Origin of the sequence: Massilia sp. CMS3.1 (genome assembly GCF_051262535.1) — a bacterium.
Lineage (GTDB): Bacteria > Pseudomonadota > Gammaproteobacteria > Burkholderiales > Burkholderiaceae_D > Telluria.
In genome coordinates, this window is record NZ_JBIMES010000021.1 from 1 (window position 1) to 25,917 (window position 25,917).

The 25,917-nt window shown below is 60.2% G+C and carries 36 protein-coding genes; 21 read left to right on the forward strand and 15 right to left on the reverse strand.

The window, feature by feature from the left end; genetic code table 11:
* Positions 1-178: 178 nt before the first annotated feature.
* The 3 genes from ACHAC9_RS22140 to ACHAC9_RS22150 are packed head-to-tail and all read left to right on the forward strand — an operon-like array spanning position 179 to position 2,146.
* Positions 179-976 carry a TIGR04255 family protein gene (locus ACHAC9_RS22140; protein ID WP_435763543.1) on the forward strand — a complete coding sequence of 266 codons (798 nt, stop codon included), beginning with the start codon at positions 179-181 and terminating at the stop codon, positions 974-976.
* Positions 977-984: 8 nt separating this feature from the next.
* Positions 985-1,548 (forward strand): hypothetical protein, encoded by a 564-nt coding sequence (locus tag ACHAC9_RS22145; RefSeq protein WP_435763545.1) that lies wholly within the window; start codon positions 985-987, stop codon positions 1,546-1,548.
* A 7-nt stretch (positions 1,549-1,555) separates the two neighbouring features.
* Positions 1,556-2,146: a hypothetical protein gene (locus ACHAC9_RS22150; RefSeq protein WP_435763547.1), complete on the forward strand. Its 591-nt coding sequence runs from the start codon at positions 1,556-1,558 to the stop codon at positions 2,144-2,146.
* Positions 2,147-2,993: 847 nt separating this feature from the next.
* Here the strand turns inward: ACHAC9_RS22150 and ACHAC9_RS22155 are convergent.
* From ACHAC9_RS22155 to ACHAC9_RS22220, 14 genes are all read right to left on the reverse strand, one after another.
* On the reverse strand, positions 2,994-4,034 hold the full coding sequence (locus ACHAC9_RS22155) for a tyrosine-type recombinase/integrase (protein WP_435763549.1): 1,041 nt from the start codon (positions 4,032-4,034) through the stop codon (positions 2,994-2,996).
* On the reverse strand, positions 4,009-4,230 hold the full coding sequence (locus ACHAC9_RS22160) for a DUF4224 domain-containing protein (protein WP_435763551.1): 222 nt from the start codon (positions 4,228-4,230) through the stop codon (positions 4,009-4,011). The genes ACHAC9_RS22155 and ACHAC9_RS22160 overlap by 26 nt, the downstream gene beginning before the upstream one ends.
* Entirely contained in the window at positions 4,230-4,679 is a 450-nt protein-coding gene (locus ACHAC9_RS22165; protein ID WP_435763553.1) for a hypothetical protein, read from the reverse strand. Before ACHAC9_RS22165 ends, ACHAC9_RS22160 begins: the two co-directional genes overlap by 1 nt.
* Before the next feature lie 109 nt (positions 4,680-4,788).
* Entirely contained in the window at positions 4,789-5,232 is a 444-nt protein-coding gene (locus tag ACHAC9_RS22170) for a hypothetical protein (RefSeq protein WP_435763555.1), read from the reverse strand.
* Positions 5,233-5,235: 3 nt separating this feature from the next.
* Positions 5,236-5,505 (reverse strand): hypothetical protein, encoded by a 270-nt coding sequence (locus ACHAC9_RS22175; RefSeq protein WP_435763557.1) that lies wholly within the window; start codon positions 5,503-5,505, stop codon positions 5,236-5,238.
* Positions 5,502-5,825, reverse strand: coding sequence for a dATP/dGTP diphosphohydrolase domain-containing protein (locus ACHAC9_RS22180; RefSeq protein ID WP_435763559.1), 324 nt, complete (start codon positions 5,823-5,825; stop codon positions 5,502-5,504). The genes ACHAC9_RS22175 and ACHAC9_RS22180 overlap by 4 nt, the downstream gene beginning before the upstream one ends.
* Before the next feature lie 118 nt (positions 5,826-5,943).
* Positions 5,944-6,432, reverse strand: a complete 489-nt coding sequence (locus ACHAC9_RS22185; RefSeq protein WP_435763561.1) for a hypothetical protein — start codon at positions 6,430-6,432, stop codon at positions 5,944-5,946.
* Between the two features lie 13 nt (positions 6,433-6,445).
* Complete coding sequence (locus ACHAC9_RS22190; protein WP_435763563.1) at positions 6,446-6,790, reverse strand: hypothetical protein; 345 nt, start codon at positions 6,788-6,790, stop codon at positions 6,446-6,448.
* Between the two features lie 56 nt (positions 6,791-6,846).
* Positions 6,847-7,035 (reverse strand): hypothetical protein, encoded by a 189-nt coding sequence (locus tag ACHAC9_RS22195; RefSeq protein WP_435763565.1) that lies wholly within the window; start codon positions 7,033-7,035, stop codon positions 6,847-6,849.
* Between the two features lie 95 nt (positions 7,036-7,130).
* Positions 7,131-7,475, reverse strand: coding sequence for a hypothetical protein (locus ACHAC9_RS22200; protein WP_435763567.1), 345 nt, complete (start codon positions 7,473-7,475; stop codon positions 7,131-7,133).
* Positions 7,472-7,759 carry a hypothetical protein gene (locus tag ACHAC9_RS22205; protein ID WP_435763569.1) on the reverse strand — a complete coding sequence of 96 codons (288 nt, stop codon included), beginning with the start codon at positions 7,757-7,759 and terminating at the stop codon, positions 7,472-7,474. Before ACHAC9_RS22205 ends, ACHAC9_RS22200 begins: the two co-directional genes overlap by 4 nt.
* Positions 7,759-7,911, reverse strand: coding sequence for a hypothetical protein (locus ACHAC9_RS22210; RefSeq protein WP_435763571.1), 153 nt, complete (start codon positions 7,909-7,911; stop codon positions 7,759-7,761). Before ACHAC9_RS22210 ends, ACHAC9_RS22205 begins: the two co-directional genes overlap by 1 nt.
* 268 nt (positions 7,912-8,179) lie before the next feature.
* On the reverse strand, positions 8,180-8,755 hold the full coding sequence (locus tag ACHAC9_RS22215; RefSeq protein ID WP_435763573.1) for a hypothetical protein: 576 nt from the start codon (positions 8,753-8,755) through the stop codon (positions 8,180-8,182).
* Positions 8,756-8,794: 39 nt separating this feature from the next.
* A complete protein-coding gene (locus ACHAC9_RS22220; protein ID WP_435763575.1) occupies positions 8,795-9,511 on the reverse strand; it encodes a S24 family peptidase in 717 nt (238 codons plus the stop codon).
* A gap of 85 nt (positions 9,512-9,596) precedes the next feature.
* Between ACHAC9_RS22220 and ACHAC9_RS22225 the strand changes: the two genes are divergently transcribed.
* Positions 9,597-9,938 carry a transcriptional regulator gene (locus ACHAC9_RS22225; RefSeq protein WP_435763577.1) on the forward strand — a complete coding sequence of 114 codons (342 nt, stop codon included), beginning with the start codon at positions 9,597-9,599 and terminating at the stop codon, positions 9,936-9,938.
* Between the two features lie 73 nt (positions 9,939-10,011).
* Here ACHAC9_RS22225 and ACHAC9_RS22230 read toward each other — a convergent pair whose 3' ends face one another.
* Positions 10,012-10,242: a hypothetical protein gene (locus ACHAC9_RS22230; RefSeq protein WP_435763579.1), complete on the reverse strand. Its 231-nt coding sequence runs from the start codon at positions 10,240-10,242 to the stop codon at positions 10,012-10,014.
* A gap of 132 nt (positions 10,243-10,374) precedes the next feature.
* On the opposite strand from ACHAC9_RS22230, the gene ACHAC9_RS22235 reads away from it, so the two are divergent.
* The 17 genes from ACHAC9_RS22235 (at position 10,375) to ACHAC9_RS22315 (ending at position 25,911) form a co-directional block, all read left to right on the forward strand.
* The gene (locus tag ACHAC9_RS22235) at positions 10,375-10,818 is read left to right on the forward strand and encodes a phage regulatory CII family protein (RefSeq protein WP_435763581.1); all 444 of its coding nucleotides are present in this window, start codon (positions 10,375-10,377) and stop codon (positions 10,816-10,818) included.
* Between the two features lie 45 nt (positions 10,819-10,863).
* Entirely contained in the window at positions 10,864-11,058 is a 195-nt protein-coding gene (locus ACHAC9_RS22240; RefSeq protein ID WP_435763583.1) for a hypothetical protein, read from the forward strand.
* Positions 11,045-13,504, forward strand: a complete 2,460-nt coding sequence (locus ACHAC9_RS22245; protein ID WP_435763585.1) for a PriCT-2 domain-containing protein — start codon at positions 11,045-11,047, stop codon at positions 13,502-13,504. The genes ACHAC9_RS22240 and ACHAC9_RS22245 overlap by 14 nt, the downstream gene beginning before the upstream one ends.
* 278 nt (positions 13,505-13,782) lie before the next feature.
* Entirely contained in the window at positions 13,783-14,538 is a 756-nt protein-coding gene (locus tag ACHAC9_RS22250; protein ID WP_435763587.1) for a hypothetical protein, read from the forward strand.
* A 150-nt stretch (positions 14,539-14,688) separates the two neighbouring features.
* Positions 14,689-15,255, forward strand: a complete 567-nt coding sequence (locus ACHAC9_RS22255; RefSeq protein ID WP_435763589.1) for a hypothetical protein — start codon at positions 14,689-14,691, stop codon at positions 15,253-15,255.
* A complete protein-coding gene (locus ACHAC9_RS22260; RefSeq protein WP_435763591.1) occupies positions 15,252-17,252 on the forward strand; it encodes a phage terminase large subunit family protein in 2,001 nt (666 codons plus the stop codon). Before ACHAC9_RS22255 ends, ACHAC9_RS22260 begins: the two co-directional genes overlap by 4 nt.
* Positions 17,183-17,545, forward strand: coding sequence for a Mor transcription activator family protein (locus ACHAC9_RS22265; protein WP_435763593.1), 363 nt, complete (start codon positions 17,183-17,185; stop codon positions 17,543-17,545). Before ACHAC9_RS22260 ends, ACHAC9_RS22265 begins: the two co-directional genes overlap by 70 nt.
* A 640-nt stretch (positions 17,546-18,185) precedes the next feature.
* Positions 18,186-18,398: a phage head-tail joining protein gene (locus ACHAC9_RS22270; RefSeq protein WP_435763595.1), complete on the forward strand. Its 213-nt coding sequence runs from the start codon at positions 18,186-18,188 to the stop codon at positions 18,396-18,398.
* Positions 18,398-19,864: a phage portal protein gene (locus ACHAC9_RS22275; protein ID WP_435763597.1), complete on the forward strand. Its 1,467-nt coding sequence runs from the start codon at positions 18,398-18,400 to the stop codon at positions 19,862-19,864. The genes ACHAC9_RS22270 and ACHAC9_RS22275 overlap by 1 nt, the downstream gene beginning before the upstream one ends.
* 24 nt (positions 19,865-19,888) lie before the next feature.
* The gene (locus ACHAC9_RS22280; RefSeq protein WP_435763599.1) at positions 19,889-20,359 is read left to right on the forward strand and encodes a phage tail fiber protein; all 471 of its coding nucleotides are present in this window, start codon (positions 19,889-19,891) and stop codon (positions 20,357-20,359) included.
* Positions 20,360-20,370: 11 nt separating this feature from the next.
* Positions 20,371-20,811: a hypothetical protein gene (locus tag ACHAC9_RS22285; RefSeq protein WP_435763601.1), complete on the forward strand. Its 441-nt coding sequence runs from the start codon at positions 20,371-20,373 to the stop codon at positions 20,809-20,811.
* Positions 20,808-22,145 carry a hypothetical protein gene (locus ACHAC9_RS22290; protein ID WP_435763603.1) on the forward strand — a complete coding sequence of 446 codons (1,338 nt, stop codon included), beginning with the start codon at positions 20,808-20,810 and terminating at the stop codon, positions 22,143-22,145. The genes ACHAC9_RS22285 and ACHAC9_RS22290 overlap by 4 nt, the downstream gene beginning before the upstream one ends.
* Complete coding sequence (locus ACHAC9_RS22295) at positions 22,145-22,885, forward strand: hypothetical protein (protein WP_435763605.1); 741 nt, start codon at positions 22,145-22,147, stop codon at positions 22,883-22,885. The genes ACHAC9_RS22290 and ACHAC9_RS22295 overlap by 1 nt, the downstream gene beginning before the upstream one ends.
* Positions 22,885-23,220, forward strand: coding sequence for a hypothetical protein (locus tag ACHAC9_RS22300; RefSeq protein WP_435763607.1), 336 nt, complete (start codon positions 22,885-22,887; stop codon positions 23,218-23,220). Before ACHAC9_RS22295 ends, ACHAC9_RS22300 begins: the two co-directional genes overlap by 1 nt.
* Positions 23,220-23,423 carry a hypothetical protein gene (locus tag ACHAC9_RS22305; RefSeq protein WP_435763609.1) on the forward strand — a complete coding sequence of 68 codons (204 nt, stop codon included), beginning with the start codon at positions 23,220-23,222 and terminating at the stop codon, positions 23,421-23,423. Before ACHAC9_RS22300 ends, ACHAC9_RS22305 begins: the two co-directional genes overlap by 1 nt.
* A 61-nt stretch (positions 23,424-23,484) precedes the next feature.
* Positions 23,485-25,542, forward strand: a complete 2,058-nt coding sequence (locus tag ACHAC9_RS22310; protein WP_435763611.1) for a prohead protease/major capsid protein fusion protein — start codon at positions 23,485-23,487, stop codon at positions 25,540-25,542.
* Between the two features lie 36 nt (positions 25,543-25,578).
* Positions 25,579-25,911: a DUF2190 family protein gene (locus ACHAC9_RS22315; RefSeq protein ID WP_435763613.1), complete on the forward strand. Its 333-nt coding sequence runs from the start codon at positions 25,579-25,581 to the stop codon at positions 25,909-25,911.
* Positions 25,912-25,917: the final 6 nt, after the last annotated feature.

A 25,917-nucleotide genomic window follows, 5' to 3' on the forward strand; every position in this document is an offset into this window, starting at 1 on the left:
AGCTTCCCAAGCTTACGACGAGGGTTCGATTCCCTTCACCCGCTCCATAGGGTAAGATAGAAGGTTTGCGGCTAAGTTGCGCTCCACAATCTAAGCTGCGCTCCACAAACTGTGCCCAACAGCTTCTAATATTTTCCGATGGTCAACTATTGAGCTCTGCTTCATGTAGAATTCGCCAATGAATTTCGAAAACTTACAACCAGTCGCTGTTGACCATGCAGTGCAGTCAGTGCACTTCGTCATCGAGTGGAATGGCGCCCTCAATGCGGACTCTGTCGTAGCGCTTGGGAAGCTGCAAACCAAGTTTCGCAACCTAGGCTACGGGCACATGTTGCCGCAGAATAGGCTAGAGTTTAAGTTTGAAGCTGGGGGCAGTAGCCAAGGAAGCCAAGGTCTCATAGGTTACATGTTCACGGAGCGGCCACAGCCAGATACTGGCAGACAAGTGTCTGTGAACGCGGAAAACTGTACAATTATGTTTCCCGACTATACCCGTTGGGACAGCGTTTTCGCCAGCATACAAGAAATATTGAAAGTCGTATTGGAGGAGGTTGGAACGCATCGTGCGATCCGTACTATTGGACTTCAATATAACGATGGTTTCTTGTGGAATGATGATCCTGCGGAATTAGACCTCCGTGAAGTCTTCAATAATGACTTTGTTATTCCGCCTCACGTTTTTGATCAAACTGGCTTATGGCATTTGCACCATGGCTATTTTGAAAAAATTCAGGAGCCTGTCTTGCATACAGTGTTGCAAAACATAAATGTAGACATGCTGGATACGCAAGGTGGCCGTGTTTTGCAAATTCTTGGTTCGCACAAAGCAAATCTTGAGCAACCGTTGTGGCAGTCGCATAAAAAAAATCAGCCGCTCTTTTTCTCAATGATAACGCATTTGCATGATTTGAATAAAAAAATGCTCAGATCGTTGCTGACTAATAAGGTTTGCCAGCGAATTAAATTAGTTCCCTAGGAGATTGTATGGAACCCGTCACTATCGCTTTAGTAACTACCGCCTTTTCATTGGTGGCGGCTACGCATCGGCCGAAATGGGAAGACAATTTTCGCGAGGAAAAAAGCTCAAATGTAGTAATTGTTCCTAAGAGAGAAATAACTGCTATCCCCTTGGTTGATCGCCGAGCAAATAATCTTGCATCAAATGCAGGAATTAACTCGCCTAAAGAAAAACTGTATCAAAAACTGATGAGTTTTTTTCCGAAAGGTGATGAGGATCCAGCGATCGAGCCTGTGTCAAAAATTGAAGACGTCATTGCGACAAACGAGCTTTTGCAAAAACTGCCTGGAAGCGTCTCTCTTCCAACCGTTATGCGTAATGATGAGGGTGAGATCGGGATGTATTGGGACAATGACCATATGTACATCAGTATTGATGTAGATTCGAGCTCGACTGTTTCAGTGTACTTCCGTGATCAAACTACTGGCCAGCATTCTTTCAACGATGAAGTTCAGATTAGTGAAGTGAATGCGGCTTGGTTTGAAGCCAATATTGGTAAAATGTTGGAGCCAGGTGCAGTAATAGCGTAGGGTGATCATGACAGGCCGGGAATTTTTCGACGAGCATAAGGAAAATGCCAAAAAGTGCAAGCTTCTCCAAAAAATGGAGGAGGAGGCACTTGAGTCTTGGGAAGATCAGAAAGTATCTGAATTTTCGCCGGGCGTAGTATTAGACGAAGAATTACTGTATCAGCAAGTTGTGGATCCCACGCATATTGCTCCAAATGGGCAAGGTCTTGACCCAATGGCTTTTGATGTTTGTCGTTCGCATGGGCTTTCCACTCAGAGAGTGGCCCATACAAACATAGATGAGCTTATTGCGAGTGGTGAGGATCGCGCAAATAACTTTAATCTGAAAAATCCAGATAAAAAGCAAAAGAAATTGTGGGGATTTATTCCTTACACAGTAAGCGAAATAAGGGAGGTGCTCTGTTTGGATACAGAGACTCGCCCTTTATACGTTTTTGATACTGCTGATGAGGATAATATTCCGCATGCGGAAATATGCCAGGGTGGTCTCAATTCGAGTAGTAAAGCCCAGTGGGTAGACTTGCGTACTCGTCTTTATTTGATGGCGAAACGAAAGCTCATCAGCATAGAGCAAATGAAAGCAAAAGCCGAGGATTAGCAGTATTATTTTGTCGGCGTCACTATCTTTCTTCTTCGGAGATAGTGACGCTGTGTCGTTTTGACGCTCTCATGTCCTAGCAGATCCCGTGCTGCTTCCTCGCCCCGACCATCCGCCGTATCATCAGCCGCCTTCGCGCGCAGGTCGTAGAACCACATATCTTTGATCCCACCCACCAATCGGGTAGGCGGCCGTGTGCGCACGCCTGTTTACAGCGCTTCGAAGTAGACATCTCAGCAATAAAGTGTTTCAATGCAACATCGACAACTTTACAAGCGGGTCCGATGGACTACAACTGCACCCAGTGCGGCAGCACTCATACTCAAAAAATAACTGCGATCGTTAGCAGCGGGACGACTCAAGAATATTTCACAACCAGAGCAAATACCGCTGGCGTAGTTGGAGAGCAATCGACGTTCGCTACAACGCGGGGCTCTACTACGTCGACCTCAAGGACGGAGCTAGCGCAAAGATTTATGGCGCCTTCGCTCCGTCGTGAGGGGACATATGCTGGGGCATTATTCCTCGGACTTTGTATAGGAGGAGGCGCGTACATAATCCTGGGCTACTTTAGTGAAGCGCTGGCCGCGCTCTGTGCGTTCGCAGTGTTCATTGGCCTGACGAGCGCCCAAGTCTCAGCATACAAAGCTAACGCGAAATACAATAAAGAGGTTTATCCAGGCGAGATTCAACGGTGGGAGAAAACGTTCTACTGCCATCGTTGCGACAATACTTTCATGCCACATTGATGAACATGAGTGTCGCAGACCGACTCGTCAGGTCACAATATGCGCAGCGATAGATAGGAAAGCCGGTGAAGTGCTCGAGTCGAAAACCCGCGGTGATTTTATTTCGTAGGCGCTACAATCTTTCCGCGGCGAAGGTAGTGGCGCCTCGTCGTCCTCACGTCCTCGTGGCCGAGTAAATTACTTGCTGCCTCATCTCCCAGCCCATCCGCCGTGTCATCTGCCGCCTTAGCGCGTAGGTCGTAAAACCACATATTCTTGATCTCGTCCTTCAAGGCGGGCACAGCCTTAGCCGCGTCGATCCGGGCCTTGTCGAACTGCGAGCGTAGCGTCGGTCCGGTCAGGCGTTTGCCGTGCTGGTTGACCAGGAGCGCGGCCGTCACGATCCTGTGACCAGCCTTGCGCGCATTTATGCGCTCGATCAGCGCAGCCAGCTCGCCGACGATCTTGATGCGCAGCGGCTGCTTTGTCTTCTCCTGGGTAACGATCAGGTGCCCGTCAACGATGTCGTGTTCAGTCATCCTGAGCGCGTCCGACGGCCGCTGGCCCGTCAGGTAGGCCATGTCCATAGCATCACGTAGCGGTGCGTTGGCGCTATCCCAGACAGCCTTGAACACCGCGTCGTTTATATAGACGGTCCGTTTTTTCAGTGAATGTCCCTGAATTCCTTCACATGGGTTCGGCAGGTCGGTATAGCCCCAGCCGCGGGCATGGTTCCACATCGTCGAGAACACGCGCTTGCACCGGTTTGCCGTCGTCGGCTTGTCGGCATGGTCGTCCAGGAACTGCTTGATGTGCATCGGCTTGATCTGGCTGAGCGGTGCCTGGCTGAAGGATTCCATCAGGTGCTTGATGTCCGAGCGGTACATCCTGGCCGAATTGGCGGCCAGCTTCGGTACCGCGTCGACCAGGTAGCGCTGTTGCAGGTCGGCGAATGTGGCGCCCGCGTGCGGGGCCACCACGACGTTCAGCTCCGCGTACTTCTTCAGCGCGAGAATGAAATCGTCGCCCAGGGCGATCTCCTGACGTTTTCCGTCAGGGGTCTTTTTGTACAGGTAATAGTAGACCTTGCCACTGCGCTGCACTCGAGGGTGCATGTGCGGCGGCATGTTCAAATTACGCGTGTTTTTTCTGCCCATCATTCCGCCTTGGCATAACCCATACTTTTTCGCGCGGTGCTTCCTTGCGCCCCTCGACCGCTGCAACTGTGACGACCGGCTCGCCAATCGCATTCACCCAGAATGGAAGTCCCATCTGCCGCAGTTGCTCAACTTGTTTCGACTTTCGGCGCCGGCCGGTGAGCCGAACGACCGCATCAGTCGTGAGAAACGTATCCATTATGTACCATCCTTCCCCGACGATTCCCGCGCGCCGGCGCTCTTGAAACCGAAGCCGGCCGGCCGCATCGACCAGTCCGGCATGTCCAGGCGCATTCCTCGCGAATTCGGGATGTTTTTCTTGCTCAGGGGCGGCCGGTCGTAGGCATTGAACCCTACGCGAGGCAGTGCGATGTCGCCCATTTGCTTAGCGGTGATTCTGCCCTCGAGCTGGTCATAGTGAGCGCGCGCGAATGGGCTGCATTCGACTTTGTCGTCGCTGGTGATCTTGAGCCATCCAGCCTGAATCGCGCATTGCAGCGCGTCAAGCTGGTCCTGGGCGCGCAGCGCGCTGGCGAGATCGGCAAGCAGGTCGCGCTCATGCATCGGGCCATTCTTGTAAAGGTGCACGCCAGCGGCAAACGAAAACGAGTCCTGCTTGGCGATGCGGGTCTGGTTGTTACTGCTCATCAGTGAGCCCTCCGAATGGTGAATGGTGCGAACTTGCAGCCGCCGGCGTGCGGCTCTCCCTGAAGACGCCCGCAGGCGATGCATCTGGCTGGACGGCGGGCGATATAGGTCACGATGTTGCTCCCGTGCGTACGGCGCCACGCCAGCCCAGCCACGTCCATTCGAGCACCATGTTGCTGTAGCGGCCCAGCGCGGTTCGCTCGAAATTCGTGACACCGTCGGCACGCATCTCCTCCTCGAACAGGTGGCGCGTGCTGGCCTCGGCCTCCGGCGTGAGCACAAGCGATGAGCGCAGCTTCGCTACCGCGGCCGGGTTTGCATCCCGCCAAACCTGCCAGCTCTCGTCCCTCGGCTTGTGCTTTGTCCAGGCGGGATGATCCGGCAGCCGTGCGAGTAACTCCTCGCAAGTGTCGTGCACCAGGCGATTGACCTGCGCGCTCTGATCCTTGTCGTCGTGGGCAAGGCGACTGACGCCGGCGTCGTTGACCAGTTGGTCGACAACGAATTCTGGGAGGCAGGGCACGGTGCCTGGGCCGTTGTTGTAGGTGGTCATGGGTCAGTCCTCAAATGCACGCTTGATCTGCGCCTTGGTAAATCCGATCAGTTCGCAGCCGGCAACGGTCGCGTGGTAGTAGGTCATGCTCGCGCTCGACTGGCCTTTGGTCGCGAGCCCGGCAGCGACAAGCCTCTCCATCGTTTCCCTTGCCGTGCCGCCGCTCGTGGCGTAGTAGTTGCGGAAACCGTAGTCGCGGGCCTTATACTGGTCGGTTGCGCCGAGCATGTGGCGCAGCTTCTTAATGTCGTCGACCGATATGAGCGCGCTCATGCTTTGGCTCCCTGTGCAGGCTCACCGTCATCCAGCCATATCAAAAACAAAAGGCAGCAGACCGCGTGAGCCAAGTGATGTTTGCTGGTCTCCTGGTCGCGGATCTGGCCGCTCCACCAAGCCTCGATATGGCGGTACGCGGCGTCGTAGTACCGTGCCCGGGCATCTGGCACATGCTTCCAGTTGTCGGGTGCGTACTTGCGCGCGCCGAACTCCAGAACCTCGGCCACCTGTTTGACGGTGCCAGTCGGGAGCAGGGAGTAACGCACCTTCCCGCTGTCGAACTTGATGCCGGCGACTTGGTTAGTTACAGGGGTCATGGCCTGTCCAGCGCATGACGGCAGTTGCATGGTCGGCGGCCGCCGTGGCAATCGCCGCCGCAGCTGGGCGCGGTGCGTAGCAGCTCGAACAGCGCGGCGAATGGAGCGAACAGGCGCTTCATGCTGCCACCTGTTGGTCCATCGCTGCAGCTGTCAGCTGTCCGTGCTCGAGATACTTGAGCGCATGCTCAAGCCAGGCCGCGCCGTGCTGCTGGTACATGGTCAGGTGCAGGTGGATGACGGCGGCCTGTTCCTCCTCCGCCTTCTTCGGGATCTTGTGCCCCAGCTCGCGCATACGCTGCGCGGTGCGAATGCACGTAAAGTTCGGCCGGCCCAGGATGATCCGCGTCTGCTCATCAAGCGGCAGGAGGGTCACCGGCGCAGCCTCGGACTCTTCGGTAGGTGGGGCGGGCATATGCGCCCAATGTGTGACACGTTCAACCGCGATCGGCATCGCGTCGGCGTAGCGCCAGATGTCGCCATCGCGGTACCCGGTCCACACGTCATCGTCATTCAGTGCGATCAAGACGAGAAGGCCATCGTCCGGCAGGCCACAGGCCGCGGGCTTCCACTCGACTGCGATCTTCGTTGTGCTGGTCGTGTTCATGTGCAGCTCCCGTTCAGGCGCCGACGCTGGCGCAAAACACTTCGATTTCACGCACTGCCAGGTTGATGCGGTTGACTGGCACGAGCGGCAGGCGGTCGTCGACACTGGCGATCGCCAGGCGGAGGTGCTCGGCCTCGTAGTCGAGCACTTGAATCGCGCCGATTTCTTCGTAGCGATCGCAGATGTCGGACAGGGTGTCGTTCGCAAGATCGATGGCCTCGCCGGCCATGCCAGCGCGGACCAGGGTCGAGAACATCTTCGACACCTGGTTGTAGGTGTCAGGCGTCGGATGGGTGATTAGTGCTTCGCCTGCCATGCGCAGCTGGAGGGCCAAGCGCTGATAGGTCTCGGTGGTCATGGGGATGTTCGCCCCACGCTGGAATTCAACAGCTCGCATGTCAGGTGTCTTTCGTTCTAGTCGTAGTCATTGGCTTGCAGCTTCTTCACGTCGACCCGCGCTCGGCGCTGCATGTGCCGGCGGGCGACTGCCTCGAGGATGATCTTGAGGCTGGGGTTCTTGAGCATCTCGTCCAGCGGCTGCGGGGTGTGCAGCAGCACGTGGGCGAACTGCAGGGAAGGGCGATCGGGCGAGATGCGGGGCATGTCAGCGGCTCCGCACTCGGTGCGCCGTGCGAACGGCATCCCAGACGTTCATGCCGATGAATCGGTAGTAGCGGTACAGAGGGAGGAAGCGCATGTCAGCCTCCCTGCGCAAGGTCGTCTTCGGCAGCGCGAAAAGCTTGCCAGGCTGCGAAGGGCGCGGCGGATCCAGCCTTCGCCAGCCAGTGCGCGCGGCGCTTCTCAGTAAGGCTGTTCCACCAGTCCATGCCGAGCTGCTCGTCGACCGTGGGTTCTACAGCAGAGGGTCGGCCGAGAGCGAATACTTTCTCGGCGACCGCTTCCGCGTCCGGACCGCAGTCGTCAAGCGTTCCCGCAAGACAGGCGGTAAAGGTGCGTCCACGGCATTCAGGGGAGACGGCTGGCCGGTTCGCCAGATCAACTGCATGCTCGATGGCGCGCAGGATTTTGTCGGCGGTAGTCATGGACCCACCTGCTGCGCGGCTGGTTCCGTCGACATAAGGTTCCACAGGACGGCGTCCAGCTCACGCTCGCCCAGGCCCTCCATCGTGCCGGACAGCTTCGCGATGAAGCTGTGCAAGCGGCGGTCGGTGTCGGTCGGCTCCGCGGCCGTGGCCTGGTGCGCGCAGTTTAGGATGGCTTTTCGCAGGGCGATGACGGTGAATATTGGCGTACTGCGCAGCGTGGTCGTGCGGCGGCCCGGCGAAGGCATGGCAACTGGATTGCGTGAGCGGATCGAGGCATCCATCAGCGGCCTCCGCTCATCACGGTGATGCCGCAAGGGACGTCGGCGAAACGGTCAGCAGCAGCCTCGCCGGCCTCAGCGGCGGATTGCGACTCGTTGTCGATGTATTCGGTAGGGTGCCCGGCGGTACGGACTGTGACGAGAAAGGTACGCATTTGCTCTCCAAGGAAGGCTCAGCAGGCGCCGAGCTCGGTTCGTTGGAGAGACTATAGCAATTTGCTTTTAAGCGGTCAACAGCAATTTGCTTTTATCGGATGCATCCAAAAATAATCGCTCTGATCTCTGGGTGAAAAAAAGCCCCGTCAGGTGGGGGCTTAGAGGGTGTAGATCGCGTAGCAAAGCACGTCAGGGCAAGCAAGTCGACGGACAGATATTAACTGAGTAAGCCGAAGCGAACGCCCCCCAGTACCACCTTAGTTGACCCTACATTGAAAGCGGCCGCGAAGCTTCCTTCTCTCGCTGCGCATCTCGCTCACGCGCCAACTCGATTACTCTTTTAGGCGATGTGATCGTCGTATAGCAGTCGATTTTGGGACCACACATTAGTTCGATCTTGATGTCTGGCCGACTCCACGATGCACTCAAAACCTTAGACGCAGGTAGTGGAGTGAATTTAGTTGCAGGCCCAAACCGCAAGCCGATCGACCTCATAATCTCTTGGAACTTATCGGCTGGGTACGTCCTAATTTCAAGTTCTCCCAAGGTGCCATCCTTGGCGACAGACGCGTTGAAGCTGCCGTTTACAGCCCAGGCAGGGCGGCTGTCGGCCCCAGGAACCTGAATTGATCCTGTTCTCCACCCTTTGTGCATGGACGGAGGACTGATCCAACAAAGCGAACGGACATCTGTACCAATCTCTTTCATCGAGCACTGGCGAAATGGCGTCTTCAGCTTGGCGCCGAGAGTGAGGCCAAAGACGGTAATAGGGTCAGTTGCAACAGCCGATGTTGCATGCGCGCTGCCAGTCAATAGCGCCGCAAGTAGAATAATTTTCGTCACGTGATATCCATTCTTCATCATGGTGCCGATACGCCGTCTTTATATATGCGTGCTTTCTTTTCGAATTACCTTGCCGATCAGAATGCATTCGGCACCCTTGCACAGCTTCCTGTGGTATTTCCGCTGGTCGGCATTATCTGATGTCAGCCACCACTGGCCGGCGTCCCGCTGCAGGCGCTTTACAATAGCTTCTCCCTCATAGTTGACGACGTACACCGAGCCGTCGGCCAGAGAAGTGTCGCGAGTATTTACAACGATGACGTCGCCGTCGTAAAGAGCAGGTTCCATGCTCTCGCCCTTGACCGTAATTGCCAGCAGCGTGTCGCGGCTCAGCCCTTCCTTCAATAGCCACCTGGTCGGCACACCCTGCGTTTCACCATCGTAGTACTCGGGCTCGACCTGAAAGCCGGTAATCCCGGCCTGCACTGTGAGTTTCACCTTCATGATCTGCGTCAGGCTCGGGTCGTCCGGCGCGACGGCGCGCACTGGCATCGCACCAGGGACGAGGTTCATCAGCGCTGCCGGACCATGCGGCCTGTCCATCCAGCCCTCATCCTTCCCGCAGCCTGCTTCCAGCTTGCGTGCCAATGCATCACCTACACCGCGCGCCTTCCCGGTGGACGATTTTGCTCCGTTAAGGATCTGGCTCAAGTACATAGCATTGGTGTCCGCCTGCTTGGCCACGGCCTCGGCCGTTTTGAACTCCGCGACGAGCGCGCGCAAGTTTTCGAGTCGTAGTTCTTTAGAAGTTGCCATCTATCTATTTAATAGCAAAACGCTAGGGTCTGGAATGTGCAAATTGCTATTGCTAGATCAAAAGCAAATTGCTATAGTAAGGGCTATGAAACTACTCGACTACGTCAAGACCCGCGCCACGCAGAGCGAACTGGCGACGAAACTCGCTATCACGCCAGTCCTGGTCAACCAGTGGGCAAACAGAAAACGTCCGGTTCCTCCTGATCGCTGTGTGGACATTGAGCGGGCGACAGAAGGAGCAGTAACTCGTCCAGAACTCCGTCCTGATGACTGGCACCGCATCTGGCCTGAGCTCGTTCCTGGCCCCGATGCGGGTAGCAGCGGCGTGCAGGTTTGTGAGAGTGCCGCGAGGGTTGACGATGCCGAGACTGCCCCGGCCATGCCAAAGCGTCGCGCGACTGATAGCGAGGAGTTCAGCAATGAGTAAGCCCACCCCCGCGCACGTGGTCCGACTCGGGGCGGATCGTCGCCAGACCCGGCGCGTGATCCGCTGCCTTCGGTCACTTTTTGAACATATTGCCCAGCTGTCGCTGGAGGTCGCGTACCGATTTTTCGACCGCGTCGATCTGCTTCTTCATCTGCGTTGCGTCGAGCTTGACCGTTTGCCTGCACGACCGACACTGCACGCTCGGGTTGCGCTTCGCCTGACCGATCGTTACTTCGATGCCCTTGCTGCAGTTCGGGCACGGGACCTGAATTTTTTCGTTGTCCAGACTGAATGAATCGCCCATGAGGTTTCCTTTGCGAAAAGGTGGATGTTGTGGAACTGACACTGTATCGCACTGGAGACCTCACCCTGATGTGTTGCCAGAAGTTTATTTCTAGCAGTTATTTTTTGAATCATTTTTTGAAGGGCATGCCGCATGAACCATCTCGACGCATTCCACAAAACTGTCCATGGCGCCCCAGGTGGCTGTGAGGCGATCGCGCCGCGCATGAACATGTCGGCGGCGATCCTGCGCAACAAGGCCAATCCGAACAGCGCGACGAACAAGCCGACGTTGGACGAGGCTGATCGCCTGATGGGTGTCACTGGCGTGCACGACATCCTGCACGCCCTGGCGGCGAACCACGGCTATGTGTGCGTGCGTGTGGAAGAGGGCGCAACGGCGGGCGACATGGCGGTGCTCGAGATGATCACCCAGGTGTGGCAGACGAACGGCGAAGTCGGTACCGAGATCAATCAGGCGCTGGCCGATGGCCGCATCACGCGGGCCGAAGTCGATCGCATCCGTGAAAAAGTGCGCCGCGCCGAATGCGCCCTGGAGAGCGTCGTCTCTCGACTCGAAGGGATGGCGCAGCGCTGAATCAGCGCGATGCAATCTGCCCCGTTCCACGCTACCAAAAGCACCATGACAAACAACGCCCTGCTTCAAAATACGTCACCTCAAACCCATCGTCCACACGATACGACCAAGAAATCACTTGACCGCCGGCATATCCGCTCAGGCCCTCGTACGCCAGAGGAAAGCCTGCGTACCCTGTGCCACTACCAAGGCCTGTTGATCGAAGTGCTGCAAGAAAAGGCCGCCAATGGCAACGCTTGATGTGAGCGCTATCCCTGGTGAACTCGCAGTCCGCCCGCAGTGGCTGGTCTGGAAGTTCGAGCCAGGCGAGAAAAAGCCGAAGAAGATGCCGTATTACGTCTCGGGCCAGCGCCGCACGGGCAAGCAAGGCAGCGACGAGGATCGTGCCGAGCTGGTCACGCTCGAAGTCGCCATGCAACGCGTTGGGCAAGGGTATTCCGGTGTCGGTTTCGCTTTCCTGCCAGGAGATGGGCTGATCGGCGTAGACATCGACGGCTGCATCGACGAGGACGGTGTTGTCGCGCCTCGGGCCGCCGCCATTATCACCGCGTGCAATTCCTACACAGAATATTCGCCTTCTCGCAAGGGTGTGCACATCATCGTCGCTGGCGAAACAAAAACGTTCAAGTCGAATGAAATCGGCCTGGAAGTGTTTTGCGCTGCCCAGTTCTTCACCTTCACAGCAGAGCCGTTCCCTGGCGCGCCGGCCGGCATCGCCGATATTGACCCCGGTGTCTTGAACCGCCTGCGTGCCACAGTTGAACAGGCGCGCGCTGTACAGGTCAAACAGCGGCCCCAGCTTGCGCCAACCGCCCAGGACGAGCGGTCGCGGCTCGAATCTGCCCTCACGCAGATCAGCCCGGATTGCGGCTATGACGACTGGTTCCGCATCGGGATGGGGATCTATTCGGCCCTGGGTGAGAGCGGACTGAGCGTCTGGGACTGGTGGTCCTCGAAGTCAGCCAAATATCCGGGAACCCACGAGCTCGAGAAGCACTGGAAATCGTTCGAGGGCACGCGCGTGACTGCGGCGACGGTCTACAAACTGGCTGTTGACGCAGGGTGGCGCCCGCCGCGTTCCGCTTCTCCTCCTATGCCGCCGCGCGTTCTGGACGCCTCGGCTGATTCCCCGATCCCCTTTGCCGATGAGACCGCGGGTCAGGGCGAACTCCCGCACCCTCCTCAGACGGCCGAGCCTGCAGTGATGTCGGGCATCTTCACGCTGGAGTGGGCGCTCGCGCACTGCGCCCTGGTGCAAGGTTCGACCGACGTCTGGGATTCGCTCAACAAGCTGCGCATGAAGCGCGGGGCGTTTGTCGACATGGTGGGAAAGGCGGCGGCTGCCACCTGGTCGTCGCATGACGAGCGGCGCAACATCAGCCCGCGCAACCTGCCGAAGACAATCCGCGGCGTCGCCGTCGACGATGGGGGGGCGGGGGCCGACAACCACATCGTCATGATGCTGGACCGGTACACCCTGTTGTACGGGACCAAAACCGTATGGGACGCGGAGAAGCGCACCGTGATCGCCTACGATGCGATGGCCTTGGCGCGCAGCTCGGACTTGGCGTCGCGCTGGATCAGCCACCCGATGCACCGCGAGGTCGACCTCGACAAGCTGGTATTCGACCCGACCCAGCGCGTTGACCTGGACACGCACATCAACATGTTCGAAGGCTTCCCGCTCAAGCCGAAGAAGGATGAGGCCAAGGCCCAGCTGGCTTTGGGCCTGCTGCACAGCCTGTGCAGCAGCGAGCCGAACTGCGACGAGATCTTCCACTGGATTCTGTGCTGGCTGGCCTATCCGCTCCAGCACCCGGGCGCGAAGATGCAAACGGCGATCCTGATGTTCGGCGAGAAGCAGGGCACCGGCAAGAGCCTGTTCTTCGAAGGCATCGTCAAACCGATCTACGGCGCGCACGGCGCCACCGGCGGCCAGCATCAGCTCGAGGCCCAGTACACGCATTGGCGGTCGCAGAAGCTCTTCGTCCTGTTCGAGGAGATCCTGTCTAGGCAGGACAAGTACTCCCACTTCGGCCTGATCAAGCACATGATCACCGGCCGCGACATGCCGATCAGCCAGAAGTTCAAGGACGACCGCACCGAAGCGAACCACATGAACGTGGTGATGCTGTCGAACGAGTTCCAGGCGGTGCCGATCGAGCCAGAGGACCGTCGCTTCCAGGTGGCCGAAGCGCGCAATCCCCTCGACCCCTTGCTGCTGGCGAAGATCCAGACTGCGCTTGCCGATGGGCTGAGCGAGGCTTTCTATGCCTTCCTGCTCGAGTATCCGCTGGCCGGCTTCACGCCGCACACCAAGCCGATCATGACCGCCTCGAAGGAACGCATGATTAACTTCGGCCGGCCGGACTGGGAGGCCTTCTACCTGGCCTGGAAAGACGGCGACCTGAGCGTGCCGTACTGCTCCTGCCTGTCCGAGCACCTGTATGTCATGTATGGCCGTTACTGCAGCCGGTTCGGGTTCAAGGCACTGTCCCTGACGAAGTTCTCCGAACTGATCGCCCAGCGGGTGAAGAAAGACCGGCAGTGGGTCTCCATCGGCGGCGCTGCCAAGAAACTGCTGACCGTGTTGCATGTGCCCCAGCCTGAGGACGAGCCCACGGAAACCCTGAGCCAGCAGTGTGAACGCTTCTTCAAGCTCGCCGACATCAAGGGCACCGCATGAAACTCGCCCATTCGATAACAGGGGTTAACAGGCAAGCGGCCTCGGCTGTAACGCTGAAAGCCACTATCCATGCGGGTTTAACAGGGTTAACAGGGTTATCAGGGATCGAGCGCGCGCACGTAGCGAATTCGCACCAAGAGGGACAAGCCCTAAACAAACCTCATGTGTGTGATCAATACCCTGTTAACCCAGTTAACTCTGTTAAGAGCCAGTATCCATGCGGGTTTCAACGTAACAAGGTTTCAGTCTCAGCCTGATAACCCCTGTAAAGGTCACCAATGAGAATCAGCATCGAGCACAACTTCCCCCAGGTCGCGGCCAGCATCCGCGAGTTCGGCCGGCAAGGCGAGTACGCCGCCGCCGTGGCGCTCACCCGCACGGCCCAGGATGTCCAGCCGGCGATCAAGCAAGAAATGCGTCGGGCATTCGACCGTCCGACGAACTACACGCTCAACAGCACCTTCCTCAAGCGCGCCACGCGCGACAACCTGGAGGCCCGGGTCTGGCTCAAGGACAACCCGTCGGGCAAGGGCACGCCGGCTGACCGCTACCTGGCGCCGCAGATCTTCGGTGGCGAGCGCCGCCAGAAAGGTATGGAGCGATTGCTCCAGTCAGCCCGCCTCATGCCCGCTGGCTACGTGGCCGTGCCAGCCGTGGGCGCCCAGCTGGATGCGAACGGCAACGTCAAGCGCAGCCAGATCGTCCAGATCCTGTCGCAGTTGCGCCTGCAGCGGGGCGCCGGCTTCGAATCCCGGGCGTCGGGCAGCGCGGCGTCAAACCGCACGATTGCGCGCCAGGGTGTCACCTACTTCGCGCTGGCTACGGCGCGCCGTGGGCTGCAGCCCGGGATCTACGCGAAGCGCAAGGCGGGCATGGGCACGACCGTCAAGCCTGTGTTCATCTTCGCATCGCGTGCGATGTACCGACCGATCCTGAAGTTCTTCGAAGTGGGCGAGGCGACAGCGCGTGCTCGCTTCTCTGGGCACTTCAACGCTGAGCTGACGAAGGCGCTGGCGACGGCGCGCCCGCGGTAGGCCTGCCCCTTGCCAGTGTTGCTCGGGGGCACCCCCCCGGGTTAGGTTCTTCCTGGCAACACCTCAGCAAGGGTAATTCAGGCCCCGACGGCGCACTAGCAGAAACCAAAACTATTTCCTGACAAACATCCTGACAACCGACCGAAACACATGCCGAACCTGACAACCATTGCCGAGTGGGCCAAGCTGGTGGGGATCTCCCGCCAGTCCGGGTATGAAGCCGTCACCCGCTGCGAGATCCCGGTCACCGACGGCAAGGTCGACGCCGACTATGCGAGGCACCTGTACGAGAAAAACACCCGCAAGCGTGTGAGCGGCAACAAGCCTGCCCTGCTGGCAAATGGGGCGCAGCCTTCGAGCGCGGCGGGTACGGGAGGTGCCGGAGGTCCGGAGGCGCCGGCAAAGATTCCAGGCTACGATTCGAGCCGCGCGCGCAGGGAGGCGGCGGAGGCGACGGTCGCCGAGATCAAGCTGGCCGAAATGGCCGGCCTGTACTTGGTCAAAAGCGACGTCGACTCGGTCGTGTTCGAAGTTGCGCGCGCGCTGCGCGACGGGATGATGAACTGTGCACGGCGCATCGCCGCCGACGTCGCGCCGCTGGCCACCGCCGACGAGTGCGAGGCCATCATCGATCGCGAGCACCGAGCTCTGCTGGACAGCATGGCGCACACCTTCGGCGAAAGGTTGGCCGTCCAGCTCGAGGACGCGCTTCAATGATCGGACTGGCGCCAGCCGCTGGGGTTGTCCAGTCCGCGTTCGCGCGCGGCATGACGCCCGACCCGAATATGACCGTTGACGCCTGGGCAGATCAGTACATGATCATTCCGAAGGAGTCGGGCGCGAACGAGTCCGGCAAGTACCGCACAAGCCGCACGCCGCATGCGCGCGCCGTCATGGAGGCGCTTTCCGATTCGCACTGGTGCAAGGTAGTCGCGCTGATGGGCGCGTCTCAGATGCTCAAAACCCAGGTCGGCCTGAACTGGTTTTGCTCGACGGTGCACCAGTCGCCAGCGAACTTCCTGTGGATCCTGCCAACCGGGAAGCTGGCCAAGCGGACCAGCGCGCGCGTCAGCAAGACCATTGCCGCTGTACCGGAAGTGCGTGAGCGCGTTGCCGGGCCCCGCTCGCGCGATTCGGTCAACACGCTCGATACGAAGGAATACATCGGCGGTTCGCTGCATATCGTCACCGCCGGCGCCGCGGCCAACCTCTCCGAGATCCCGGCACGCCGTGTGCTGTTCGACGAGGTCGACCGCGCCGAGGCAAACGTCAATGGCGAGGGCGACCCGGTTGCGCTGGCCAAGGCGCGCCAAACCACGTTCGAGCGCAACCGCAAGAGCTACTTCCCCAGCTCGCCAACGGTCACCGGCTCGTCGATCATCGAATCGCTGTTCTTGCAGGGTACGCAGCAAGAGGCGCTGGCCGAATGCGTGCACTGCGGGCATGCGCAGCCGCTGGTCTTCGAGCGCCTTCAGCAGGACGACAGCGGCCAGGCTATTTACCCATGCATCGACTGCGGCGCCTTCATGGTCGAGACGGACAAGGGCCGCATGTTCGCGCGCGGCCTGTGGTCCGATGGCGTGCCTGGTGATGGCGAGACCGTCAGCTTCACGATCAACGCCATGTTTGCGCCCTACGGCTGGATCCCTTGGAGCGCGCTGCTGCTCGAGTACCGCGCCGCCCGGGCTAAGCTGGACGAGGGCAGCGAAGAGTTGATGATCACGTTCTACAACACCCGCCTGGCGCGCTGCTGGGAACGCAAGAAAGAGCAGACCAAGGCCGGCGCGCTGCAGGCCCGGGCCGAGGCATACAAGATGGGCACCGTGCCGAAGGGCGGCCTGATTCTGACCGGCACCGTCGATACCCAGCCCGACCGCTTCGAGCTGAAGGTCAAGGCCTGGGGCGAGGGCATGGAAGGCTGGATCGTCGACTACCAGGTGATCATGGGCTCGCCTTCCGAGCAGGAAACGCAGGACAAGCTCGACAAGGCGCTGCTGGGCCGGTACCGCCACGCCGGCGGGCGCATGCTGTCGATCGCCGCCGCTTTCATCGACTCGGGCGGCGCCAATACGCAGGACGTCTACAACTTCTGTCGCACGCGCCAGCACCGGCACATCTATGCGATCAAGGGATCGTCGACGCCGAACAAGCCGATCTTGAGCGCGAAGCCGTCGCTGGTCGACGTGAACTGGCAGGGCAAGGTCATGCCGCACGGCGCGAAGCTCTGGTTCATCGGTACCGACACCGCGAAGGACTACCTGGCCGCGCGCTATCACCTCACCAGCGGCCCGGGCGCGATCCACTTTCCGAGCGACCTGCCGAAGGAATACTACGAGCAGCTTACGGCCGAGTACTGTGTCACCGTCTTCAAACGTGGGCGCAAGGTGCGCGTTTGGGAAAAAAAGAAGGCCGACCGCAACGAGGCGGGCGACCTGATGGTGTACGGCGTCGCATGCGCGCAGTACCTGGGCCTGCACAAGAAAACGCCGGCGCAATGGAAGGTGCTGCGCGACTTCGTGGATCCGGACACGCCCGACCTGTTCGAGCAGGCGCCGGCACCGCCGGCGACCGATGAAGGCGCGCCGGCACCAATACCAGTCACACCACGAGCATCTATTCCAGCAGAAAAAACGAAAAGCGAACCATGGCCGCCAACTCCGAAACCCACGTCCACACCCAGCACACCGCGCCGGCCAGCAGGGAGGCAATGGTAGCGAACGAGGTCTTCAGCAATCCCGACCTGGTCGACGCCATCTTTTCGTTCATTGCCGCCGAGTTTCCCGACTTCGCCTCGCGCGCGGCCGTGCTGAAGGAAGAGGTGCGGCGCGAGTTCAGCGGCATCGAAATCTATATCCCGCAGCGCTCGATGGCGCAGCGCGAGCAGATCACGAAGGAAGTGCTGGCCATGTTCGATGGACGTAACGCTTCCGAAGTCGCGCGTCGCCTAGGCATCGGGCGGGCAACGGTATATCGGATTATTAAACAACAGGGAGGGCACTCCAAGTAACCAGTCGAGATTCCAATTTGTAGATACCACGAGTAGATTAGTTCTCTGACACCACTCGGTGTTAATAACTGAAAGGTGAAATTATGAAATTTTACCAAGCGTTTTTCATGATCGTCGGGGCGAGCCTGGTCTTATCCCCCAATCTCGCACTGGCGCAAACTGCTGCAGAGCAGAAACGCGCCGGTGATGCAAGAGCAGCACAGCTGGAGATTGAGATCGAGCGAGATGCTCGCGCCGGTCGCTTAGGCCAAGCAAGCAAGAAGGAAGTTGAGTACAGGGAACTGATGACAAAGGAGTATAAAGACACCCCAGCGCCTCGGTCGACTCCAGGGCGAAGGGAAGCTCCTGCTCGGGAGGCTCCTGCTCGGGAGGCTCCTGCAGCGAGGGATGGCGGAGGGCGGGAGCCCGCTGGAAGGGCAGAAAGAGCGAGCCGAGAACCGCGGGAACCAAGAGAACGACCTACGGTTGGGCGGAGCCGGATGTAGTAGAGGAATTACAAAAGACTCTTCTATTATGTCAGGAAAAACACTCAATGCGACTGACAATCTCCGCTTTGCGACAAGGTGCTGCGCGTAACGAGGCCTTGATTCAGTCTCAGTTTTCCGAGAAGTGAGACACCCATGCCGCTACCCTTGGCGGCATGGCCCTCTCTCAAACTGACCTCGAAGCGCTCGACTCCGCAATCGCCTCCGGCGCCCTGACGGTGGAATTCGACGGGCGCAAGATCACCTACCAGAACACTGCCCAGTTGATCGCCGCTCGCCACCATGTCTCGACGGTTCTCAACGGTGCCTCGCTCAACCGCGGCCCCCGCGCCTTCCGCTTCAACTTCACCACGTCCAGGGGCGACTGATGCCGAACGTTCTTGACCGAATCGTCGGCTGGGTCAGTCCGCACGCCGGTATCGCGCGGCACTTCGCCCGCCAGCAGCTGGCCCGTGCGTACGAGGCGGCCAGCCCGCGCGACACCTGGCGCCCGCGGCGCGCAGGCGCGAGTGCGAATGCCGACCACCGCGCCGACGCGCGCACGCTGCGCACCAAGGCCCGGGCCCTGGTGCAGAACGTTCCGTACATCCAGGCTGGCCTGGAAGGGCTGGCCGCTGCCACCGTCGGTACCGGCATCGTGCCGCGCGCCACCGGCCTTGACAAGGAAGTCCTAAACAAGCTGTTCGCCGAATGGACGAAGAAATGCGATGCCGATGGTCGCTACGATTTCTACGGCATGACTAAGGCGGCATACACGGCGATGGAGCAGGACGGCGAAGTGCTGGTGCGCCTGCGCTGGCGGCGTGCGTCCGACAACCTGCCGGTGCCGCTCCAGCTCCAGCTGCTCGAGATCGATTGGCTGGACGACGCCAAGTGCGGCGCCTACAACGGCAACACCATCGTCAACGGCATCGAGTACGACATGCTCGGCGCCGTTGCTGCGTACTGGCTGTTCGACCAGCACCCGGGCGAGGGCGTTGCGGCGCGATCCATGAAAAGCCAACGCGTCTCGGCCGAATTTATCGTGCACCTATTTGCGCCTGCGCGCCCTGGGCAGGGACGTGGCTTCACCCGCTTTGCCTCGGTCATCCCGCGCGTGCGCGACCTGCAGCTGTACGAGGACGCCGAACTGGCGCGTAAGAATCTGGAGACGCGCTTGTCGGTGCTGGCCAGCGGCGACATGAGCGGGATGGAAAACCCAGCCGGACTCGGCGGCGCCGGCGAGCCGGGGCAGGGTGCCCGCGACCTGGGTGACCTGGGCGGCGGTACCGTCATCGGCATGCCAGGTGGGATGAATTTCACCGTCGTCGAGCCAAAGGCCGCGCCGGGCTATGTCGATTACGTCAAGTATCAGCTACACCTGATCGCAGCCGGCATCGGCGTGCCCTACGAGATGCTGACTGGCGACATGACCGGCGTGAACTTCAGCAGTGCGCGCGTGCGCCTGCTGGACTTCCGGCGCGCCGTACAGCAGCTGCAGTGGCTGGTCCTGATCCCGAAGCTGCTCGAGCCGCTGTGGGCCGCTTTCGTCGAAGCGGCCTACCTGTCGGGTAAGGTCCGAAGCCGCGACAAGTCGGTCGACTTCAGCCCGCCGAAGTGGGACTACGTGAACCCCGAGCAGGATGTGAAGGCCGACCAGGCCGAGATCGGCGCCGGCCTGTCGACGATCAGCGAAAAGCTTCGCCAGCGCGGCTACGACCCTGACGTCGTGTTCGCTGAGTGGAAATCCGATTTCGACAAGCTGACCGAGCTTGGCATCCTGGACACGATGCTGTTCATGCAGCGCGGGAATATGCCAACCGAGCAGGCCCAGGCGGCTAAGCCTGAAAAGTAAACAACCAACACCTTAGAGGAAAATATGAGCGCCGCGAGCGACAATTTCGAAAACAAGATGGTCGACTGGCTGCTCCGTGGTCAGGCGATTGGCCTGGCCGGCGCATCCGCTGCCGCCGGCACCGGCCCGACGCAGGTGTTCGTCAGCCTGAAGGCGGCGGCCGACTCGGACAACGCGCAGGGCGCCGAGGTCTCGGGCGGCAGCTATGCGCGCGTAGCCGTGCCGTGCTCGCTGGCCGCCTGGGCTGGAACGCAGGGCGCCGGCACCACGACCGCATCGAGCGGCTCCAGCGGCACCACTTCGAACAATGCGGCCGTCACCTTCCCGGTGCCGTCTGCCGCATGGGGGCAGGTCGTCGGCTTCGGCGTGCACGATTCGGCGGTCGGTGGGATCGAAATGTTTTACGCGCCGCTCGGCGCGCCCAAGACAATCAACAATGGCGACCCCGCGCCATCATTCGCGGCCGGTGCGCTGACCGTCCAGCTCGATAACTGATCGTACGCTTCATGGACCTAATCTCCACATTCAGCGTCGGTGCAACGCAGACCGACGGGCGCTTCTATGTCAAAGAGCAGCATGTGGCCGATGACGGCCGCGTGTTCCCCTACGAATACCTGACCGACGGTTCCATCGATCCGCAGATGATCATGGAGGAACGTGCGATCGTGGTGCGGGCCGCACTTGCCCAGCGTGCCGCCGCGCGGGAATTCGTCGTCGGTGCCGAAGTGCCCCGCACGAAGCACGAGTTTCTGTCCCTGTTCACATCGACCGAGCGGATCGCTATCCGCCAGCGCGCGAAGGTGAACGAGATGGTGCTCGACTTCATGGAAATGCTAAGTGCTTCGGGCGGCGTGTATAAAACGCTGGCCTACCCGGGCCTGCAGTACCTGCAGGCGCTGGGCGACCTGAAGCCTGGCCGTGCGGATGAGATTGCGAGGGCGATGTGACCGACTTCTATGTCAGCCCTTCTGGCTTGGATACCAACGATGGTCTGTCCTGGGCCACCGCAAAGCAGACGTTCAACGGGGTTATGGCCCTCGCCACCGCGGCAGGCGATCGCGTCCTTGTGGATAAAGCTCTCGTCGATAACCAGACGGTCACGCGTAGCTATGCGGGTGGAACCTTGTACAACCCGCTGACCATTTGCAGCGTCGACAACGGTACAACCGTTCCCGGCGAGGTGTCCAAAGGCGGGCAACTGCTCACGACGGGTGCAATCCATATTTCTTTCTCGGGATCGGTCAACGTGCACGGTCTTACGATCGCGCCTGGTAACGCCGGTAACGCGGCAACGCTCAACATGGGTAATCAGACCAGCCCAAGCGTGTTGCAAACCTACACCGATTGCGCTCTCGGGCTGTATCACGGTGGCACGAATGCCTCGGCGCGAGTCAACATCGGGTCGCAGTCACCATCGAACCTCGCGCGTTCGCTGATTGTCTGGAATAACTGCACGCTCAAGCTGGGCTCTACGCAGCAGTACCTTGAAATCGGCCAGGACTTCATTTGGCGGGGCGGCGCCATTGTGCCGCCTACCGCGCCCGTCGGCGTTATGCGGGTTGGGTACCAGGGCCGAGGATCATCCGTGCTGGTCGAGGGCGTGGATTTTTCTGCGTTGCAGTCGACGTCGCACCTGGTGTTCAATTCGTCCACCGGGCAGGTGATCTTCCGCAATTGCGTTCTGCCGACGAATTGGACCGGACAGCCTGTATCGGCTGACATTGCCGACCCGGGCCTGCGCGTGGAACTTCATAACTGCGACTCGGCGGATACGAATTACAGGCTGTGGATCGTTGCCGCCAACGGGTCGATTCGTTCGGAAACGGGAACCTACAGGCAGGGCGGGGCGTCGGACGGTGTCACGCCTTTCTCTCTGAAAATGGCAACCAACGGCAACGCGACGCCCGGCCTGGTCGGTCTGGAATCGCCCGAAATTACTGCATGGAGCAATGTCGTCGACGCGCCTATCACGTTGTCGCTTGAGATTGTCTGCGGCGTTACGATCCTGGGGAATTCCGATATCTGGCTCGAGGTGCAGCATCTCGGCACGTCGGGCGTTCCTAAAAGCTCGTTTGTAAATAATCGCGTGAAGCCGTTGGCGACCAGTGCGTACCATCTCGGCAGCACTGAGGGTTGGACCAACCCTGATGCCTTGACGATGTATAAGCAACGCCTTTCCGTCACGGTAACCCCCCGCGAATTGGGCGCGCTGCAACTGCGTGTCGTTCTCGGCAGGCCGAATACGACCGTATTTATTGATCCGAAAGTTCAGGTGACCTGATGGCTCAGCGCCTGATTCCCGGTGTAGGTTATCTGGACGATTCGGGCTCCACGGGGCAACGCCTGATTCCCGGGTTCGGCTATGTTGATATTCCTCCGACCGGTGCTGTCCCTGCCGCGCTAAACGGTGCGGCCGTCGCGCAGGTGTCCGCCGCCGGCGCGCTGACCACTGCTGTTCGCTTGACTGGTAGCGCCGCGTTGAACTTGGTCGGGACCGGAACGCTGTCGACCGCAGTTCGCCTGAATGGTGGCGCCGCCTGCGTGGTCGCCAGCGCAGGTTCGCTATTAACCGCCATCCCGATCACCGGCGCTCTCGTGCTGCACGCATCTGCTGCCGGCGCGTTGTATACCTCCATCGCCTTGGTCGGTACCGTTTCGGTCCGGGTATCCGCTGCCGGGTCGCTCGCTGGTGCTGGCGCTGTCCTGGCCGGCGCCGCGGCGCTGCAGGTCTCGGCCGGTGGTGCGCTTTCGACCGCGATCGCGTTGGCCGGTGCTGCTGTCGGGCGCATGTCGACGGCGGGAGCACTGAGTGCAGCGCGCGCCCCGATCGATATATCAACAATTTCTCCTGCGCGCATCGTCATCTTCGGAGGCAGTGGCAATCGCATCGTTCCCTTTGGGGGATCTGGCGGCCGTGTCGTCCCGTTTGGCAGTAGCGGCAGTCGCGTCACCCCCTTTAATAGTAGCGGCGGCCGTGTCACCCCATTCCAGGGAAGCGGCAGCAAAACAGTGAGGTTTTAATGAGCGAAAATGGACCGACCCAAATCGGTGACAAGTGGACCGTCAATCGGGATCCGGACGAGAAAAGCCACTACGGGGCCGATATTACGCAGGAGCTGATTGACCGGGCCACCACAGCGGTATCGGTCTCATTGAATCTGGTCGGCGTCGTGCAGATTGAACTGCCCGAGATCCAGACTGCGACCGTCGGCGGCGTCGCACGAACCTATGTCGTTGCCTTCCTGGGCGGCACCGGCACCGCGCCACCGACGGACTGGCGTTGGGAGGCACGCGTGACATGCGCCAATGGCGAAGAGTTCGACAAGACAACCTGGTTCAATCGGAAGGACACCTGATGTTCAACATTGCAGACCTCCCCGCGGTACAGGCCCAGCTCGCACAGGATGCTACAGCTGCGAAGCAATCGGCGGCCGGTGCGCCGGCCGCCACCCTGCAGGAGGAATCAGACGAGACGCAGCCCGAGCAGGCCCTGGGCTATCCGTCGAAGAATCTGATCCTGGTGAACGGTCGCTATCAGGCGGTGGGACAAAAAATGTAGATGTGGAAAAACTGTCTCAGTTTTCCGAGAATTGAGACAGAGCAATCTAGACAATGGGTGCATGACGACGCCAACCCATCCGCTCACCGCCAGCCGGTCCGCTACTGACCCGCGCACGATGCCCTCGGTAACGCGCGAGGCAACGCTGGTTCCTACCACCTTCAACGAAGCTGATAACACGGTCGATGTCGTGTGGACGACCGGCTCACGCGTGCGCCGCTACGACTATTGGACCGAGACCCCCTACGAGGAAGAGCTGGCGGTCACACGCGAAGCTGTCGACATGTCGCGCTTCGACGCGGGTACCGTCCAGGTGATCGACTCGCATCGCGTGCATGGCGGCGTTGCCTCCATCCTCGGCATCGCGATTCGGGGCAGCATCGAGAACGGCGAAGGGCGCGCCACGCTGCGCCTGTCCACCCGTCCCGAGATGGCGGGCATCGTTGCCGACATCCGGGCCGGCATCATCCGTTCGATCAGCTTCGGCTACAACGTCACCAAATACGAGATCACCCGCGCGATCGACCGCACCGACGGCGTCAACTTGGCGCTCTACCGGGCCGTCGGCTGGCAGCCGTTCGAAATCAGTTTTGTCACCGTGCCGGCCGACGCCGACGCGAGCACGCGCAGCCAGCCGGCAAGCGGCGTGCACTGCGAATTCACTACCCGGGCGCCCGCCCAATTGTCCGTCCCACCATCACAGGAAGACCCTATGTCCACGACCCCAGCGGGCGCACCGAACCCGGTGCCTACCGAAGCAAGCCGTTCCGCCGCTCCAACTGCTCCAGCACCGGCACCATCAGGCACGCCGCCGGCGACGCAGCCACCGGCCGACGACGCCGCCACCCGCGCCGCCGAGATCACCGAAATGTGCGTGCGCCACAATGTCGGTACTTTGGCCGCCGGCCTTATCCGCGGTGGCAACTCTGTCGACCAGGCACGCCAGGCAGTGCTGAACGAACTGGCCCGCGGCGACACCGCCGCCGGCGGCCAACAGAACGTGCGCATTCAGGTCGTCGGCGACGAGATGCAAGTTCGCATGGCCGGTATCGAAGAAGCGATGATGCATCGTATCCAAGCTGGCACCAAGCTGACCGACAACGGCCGCCAGTACCGTGGCATGAGCCTGATCGAGGTCGGCCGCGATTTCCTGGAATCGCGCGGCATCCAAACCCGCGGCATGGACAAGCTGCGCTTGGCGACCGAGATCCTGCATTACCGCTCGGGCATGCACGGCACCAGCGACTTCGCTAACCTGTTCTCCAACGTGGCGAACAAGCGCATGCGCGCCGGCTACGAAGAAAGCGCCGGCACCTACACGCAGTGGGCCCGCCGCGCACCAAACGCACCTGACTTCAAGAACATCAGCATCGTTCAGCTGTCGGGCGCGCCGGATCTGTTGCAGACCAACGAGCACGGCGAATTCAAGTACGGCACCATGAAGGACGCGGGCGTCACCTACGCGTTAGTGACCTACGGCCGCATGGTCGCCCTAACCCGCCAGGCAATCGTCAACGACGACCTGCGCGCTTTCGAGCGCCTCGTTTCCGCCTTCGGTGCCAGCTCGAGCCGCCTGGAAAACCGCCTGGTGTACAGCCAGCTGACCGCGAACCCGGTCATGGGCGACGGCGTCCCACTGTTCGACGCTGCGCACGGCAACCTCGGCACCGGTGCACCTTCGGCCCTGCAACTGAGCTCGATGAAGTCGGCACGCACTGCGATGCGCCTGCAAAAGGGCCTGCAGGGCGAAGAGCTGAACCTCGCCCCGAACTTCCTCATCGTGCCGGCCTCGCTCGAGCAGGATGCCTACCAGTTGACCAGCTCGAACTACGTGCCTGCCAAGCAGAGCGACGTGAACGAGTTCCGCAGCGGCGGCCGCACGTCGGTCGAGCCGATCGTCGAGCCGATCCTGGACGGCGCAAGCGCGACCGCCTGGTATATGGCCAGCAACAACAGCCAGATCGACACCGTCGAGTACTGCTACCTGGACGGCGCCGAAGGTCCGGTCATCGAAACCCAGCAGGGTTTCGAGATCGATGGCGTCACCTTCAAGTGCCGCCTGGACTTCGCCGCCAAAGCGGTCGACCACCGCGGCCTGTACAAGGGCGCCGGCGCGTAAGCCCGGGCAACTTCCACGAACGATTAGGAAAAGATCATGCGAAACAAAGTTCAAAAGGGTAACGTCGTTACCGTCATTGCTCCGGCCGCCACTGCTGGTGGCCAGGGCGTTCTGGTCGGCGCGTTGTTCGGCATTGCCGCTGGCGATGCCACCATTGGTGCCGCCGTCGAGATCGACCGCGAGGGCGTTTTCGACATCGCTGCGGTCACCGCCGACGTCGGCGTTCAGGGCGCGAAAATCTATTGGGACAACGGCAACCGCCGTGTCACGACCACTGTCGGCGCCAACCTGCTCGTCGGCTGCCTCGCTGCCGCGAAGTCGGGTACCGACACCACAGCACGTGTCTGCCTCGACGGCGTCATCCGCTAATCCGCC

Coding starts and splice junctions, on each gene's coding strand:
- ACHAC9_RS22250 (WP_435763587.1), top strand. CDS start 13,783: ATGAGAATCAGCATCGAGCACAACTTCCCCCAGGTCGCGGCCAGCATC.
- ACHAC9_RS22150 (WP_435763547.1), top strand. CDS start 1,556: ATGACAGGCCGGGAATTTTTCGACGAGCATAAGGAAAATGCCAAAAAG.
- ACHAC9_RS22260 (WP_435763591.1), top strand. CDS start 15,252: ATGATCGGACTGGCGCCAGCCGCTGGGGTTGTCCAGTCCGCGTTCGCG.
- ACHAC9_RS22285 (WP_435763601.1), top strand. CDS start 20,371: ATGGACCTAATCTCCACATTCAGCGTCGGTGCAACGCAGACCGACGGG.
- ACHAC9_RS22185 (WP_435763561.1), bottom strand. CDS start 6,432: ATGAACACGACCAGCACAACGAAGATCGCAGTCGAGTGGAAGCCCGCG.
- ACHAC9_RS22190 (WP_435763563.1), bottom strand. CDS start 6,790: ATGACCACCGAGACCTATCAGCGCTTGGCCCTCCAGCTGCGCATGGCA.
- ACHAC9_RS22170 (WP_435763555.1), bottom strand. CDS start 5,232: ATGACCACCTACAACAACGGCCCAGGCACCGTGCCCTGCCTCCCAGAA.
- ACHAC9_RS22310 (WP_435763611.1), top strand. CDS start 23,485: ATGACGACGCCAACCCATCCGCTCACCGCCAGCCGGTCCGCTACTGAC.
- ACHAC9_RS22180 (WP_435763559.1), bottom strand. CDS start 5,825: ATGACCCCTGTAACTAACCAAGTCGCCGGCATCAAGTTCGACAGCGGG.
- ACHAC9_RS22195 (WP_435763565.1), bottom strand. CDS start 7,035: ATGCCCCGCATCTCGCCCGATCGCCCTTCCCTGCAGTTCGCCCACGTG.
- ACHAC9_RS22235 (WP_435763581.1), top strand. CDS start 10,375: ATGAACCATCTCGACGCATTCCACAAAACTGTCCATGGCGCCCCAGGT.
- ACHAC9_RS22305 (WP_435763609.1), top strand. CDS start 23,220: ATGTTCAACATTGCAGACCTCCCCGCGGTACAGGCCCAGCTCGCACAG.
- ACHAC9_RS22275 (WP_435763597.1), top strand. CDS start 18,398: ATGCCGAACGTTCTTGACCGAATCGTCGGCTGGGTCAGTCCGCACGCC.
- ACHAC9_RS22165 (WP_435763553.1), bottom strand. CDS start 4,679: ATGAGCAGTAACAACCAGACCCGCATCGCCAAGCAGGACTCGTTTTCG.
- ACHAC9_RS22155 (WP_435763549.1), bottom strand. CDS start 4,034: ATGATGGGCAGAAAAAACACGCGTAATTTGAACATGCCGCCGCACATG.
- ACHAC9_RS22140 (WP_435763543.1), top strand. CDS start 179: ATGAATTTCGAAAACTTACAACCAGTCGCTGTTGACCATGCAGTGCAG.
- ACHAC9_RS22175 (WP_435763557.1), bottom strand. CDS start 5,505: ATGAGCGCGCTCATATCGGTCGACGACATTAAGAAGCTGCGCCACATG.
- ACHAC9_RS22240 (WP_435763583.1), top strand. CDS start 10,864: ATGACAAACAACGCCCTGCTTCAAAATACGTCACCTCAAACCCATCGT.
- ACHAC9_RS22265 (WP_435763593.1), top strand. CDS start 17,183: ATGGCCGCCAACTCCGAAACCCACGTCCACACCCAGCACACCGCGCCG.
- ACHAC9_RS22295 (WP_435763605.1), top strand. CDS start 22,145: ATGGCTCAGCGCCTGATTCCCGGTGTAGGTTATCTGGACGATTCGGGC.
- ACHAC9_RS22280 (WP_435763599.1), top strand. CDS start 19,889: ATGAGCGCCGCGAGCGACAATTTCGAAAACAAGATGGTCGACTGGCTG.
- ACHAC9_RS22210 (WP_435763571.1), bottom strand. CDS start 7,911: ATGCGTACCTTTCTCGTCACAGTCCGTACCGCCGGGCACCCTACCGAA.
- ACHAC9_RS22145 (WP_435763545.1), top strand. CDS start 985: ATGGAACCCGTCACTATCGCTTTAGTAACTACCGCCTTTTCATTGGTG.
- ACHAC9_RS22220 (WP_435763575.1), bottom strand. CDS start 9,511: ATGGCAACTTCTAAAGAACTACGACTCGAAAACTTGCGCGCGCTCGTC.
- ACHAC9_RS22300 (WP_435763607.1), top strand. CDS start 22,885: ATGAGCGAAAATGGACCGACCCAAATCGGTGACAAGTGGACCGTCAAT.
- ACHAC9_RS22315 (WP_435763613.1), top strand. CDS start 25,579: ATGCGAAACAAAGTTCAAAAGGGTAACGTCGTTACCGTCATTGCTCCG.
- ACHAC9_RS22245 (WP_435763585.1), top strand. CDS start 11,045: ATGGCAACGCTTGATGTGAGCGCTATCCCTGGTGAACTCGCAGTCCGC.
- ACHAC9_RS22255 (WP_435763589.1), top strand. CDS start 14,689: ATGCCGAACCTGACAACCATTGCCGAGTGGGCCAAGCTGGTGGGGATC.
- ACHAC9_RS22200 (WP_435763567.1), bottom strand. CDS start 7,475: ATGACTACCGCCGACAAAATCCTGCGCGCCATCGAGCATGCAGTTGAT.
- ACHAC9_RS22270 (WP_435763595.1), top strand. CDS start 18,186: ATGGCCCTCTCTCAAACTGACCTCGAAGCGCTCGACTCCGCAATCGCC.
- ACHAC9_RS22225 (WP_435763577.1), top strand. CDS start 9,597: ATGAAACTACTCGACTACGTCAAGACCCGCGCCACGCAGAGCGAACTG.
- ACHAC9_RS22160 (WP_435763551.1), bottom strand. CDS start 4,230: ATGGATACGTTTCTCACGACTGATGCGGTCGTTCGGCTCACCGGCCGG.
- ACHAC9_RS22230 (WP_435763579.1), bottom strand. CDS start 10,242: ATGGGCGATTCATTCAGTCTGGACAACGAAAAAATTCAGGTCCCGTGC.
- ACHAC9_RS22205 (WP_435763569.1), bottom strand. CDS start 7,759: ATGGATGCCTCGATCCGCTCACGCAATCCAGTTGCCATGCCTTCGCCG.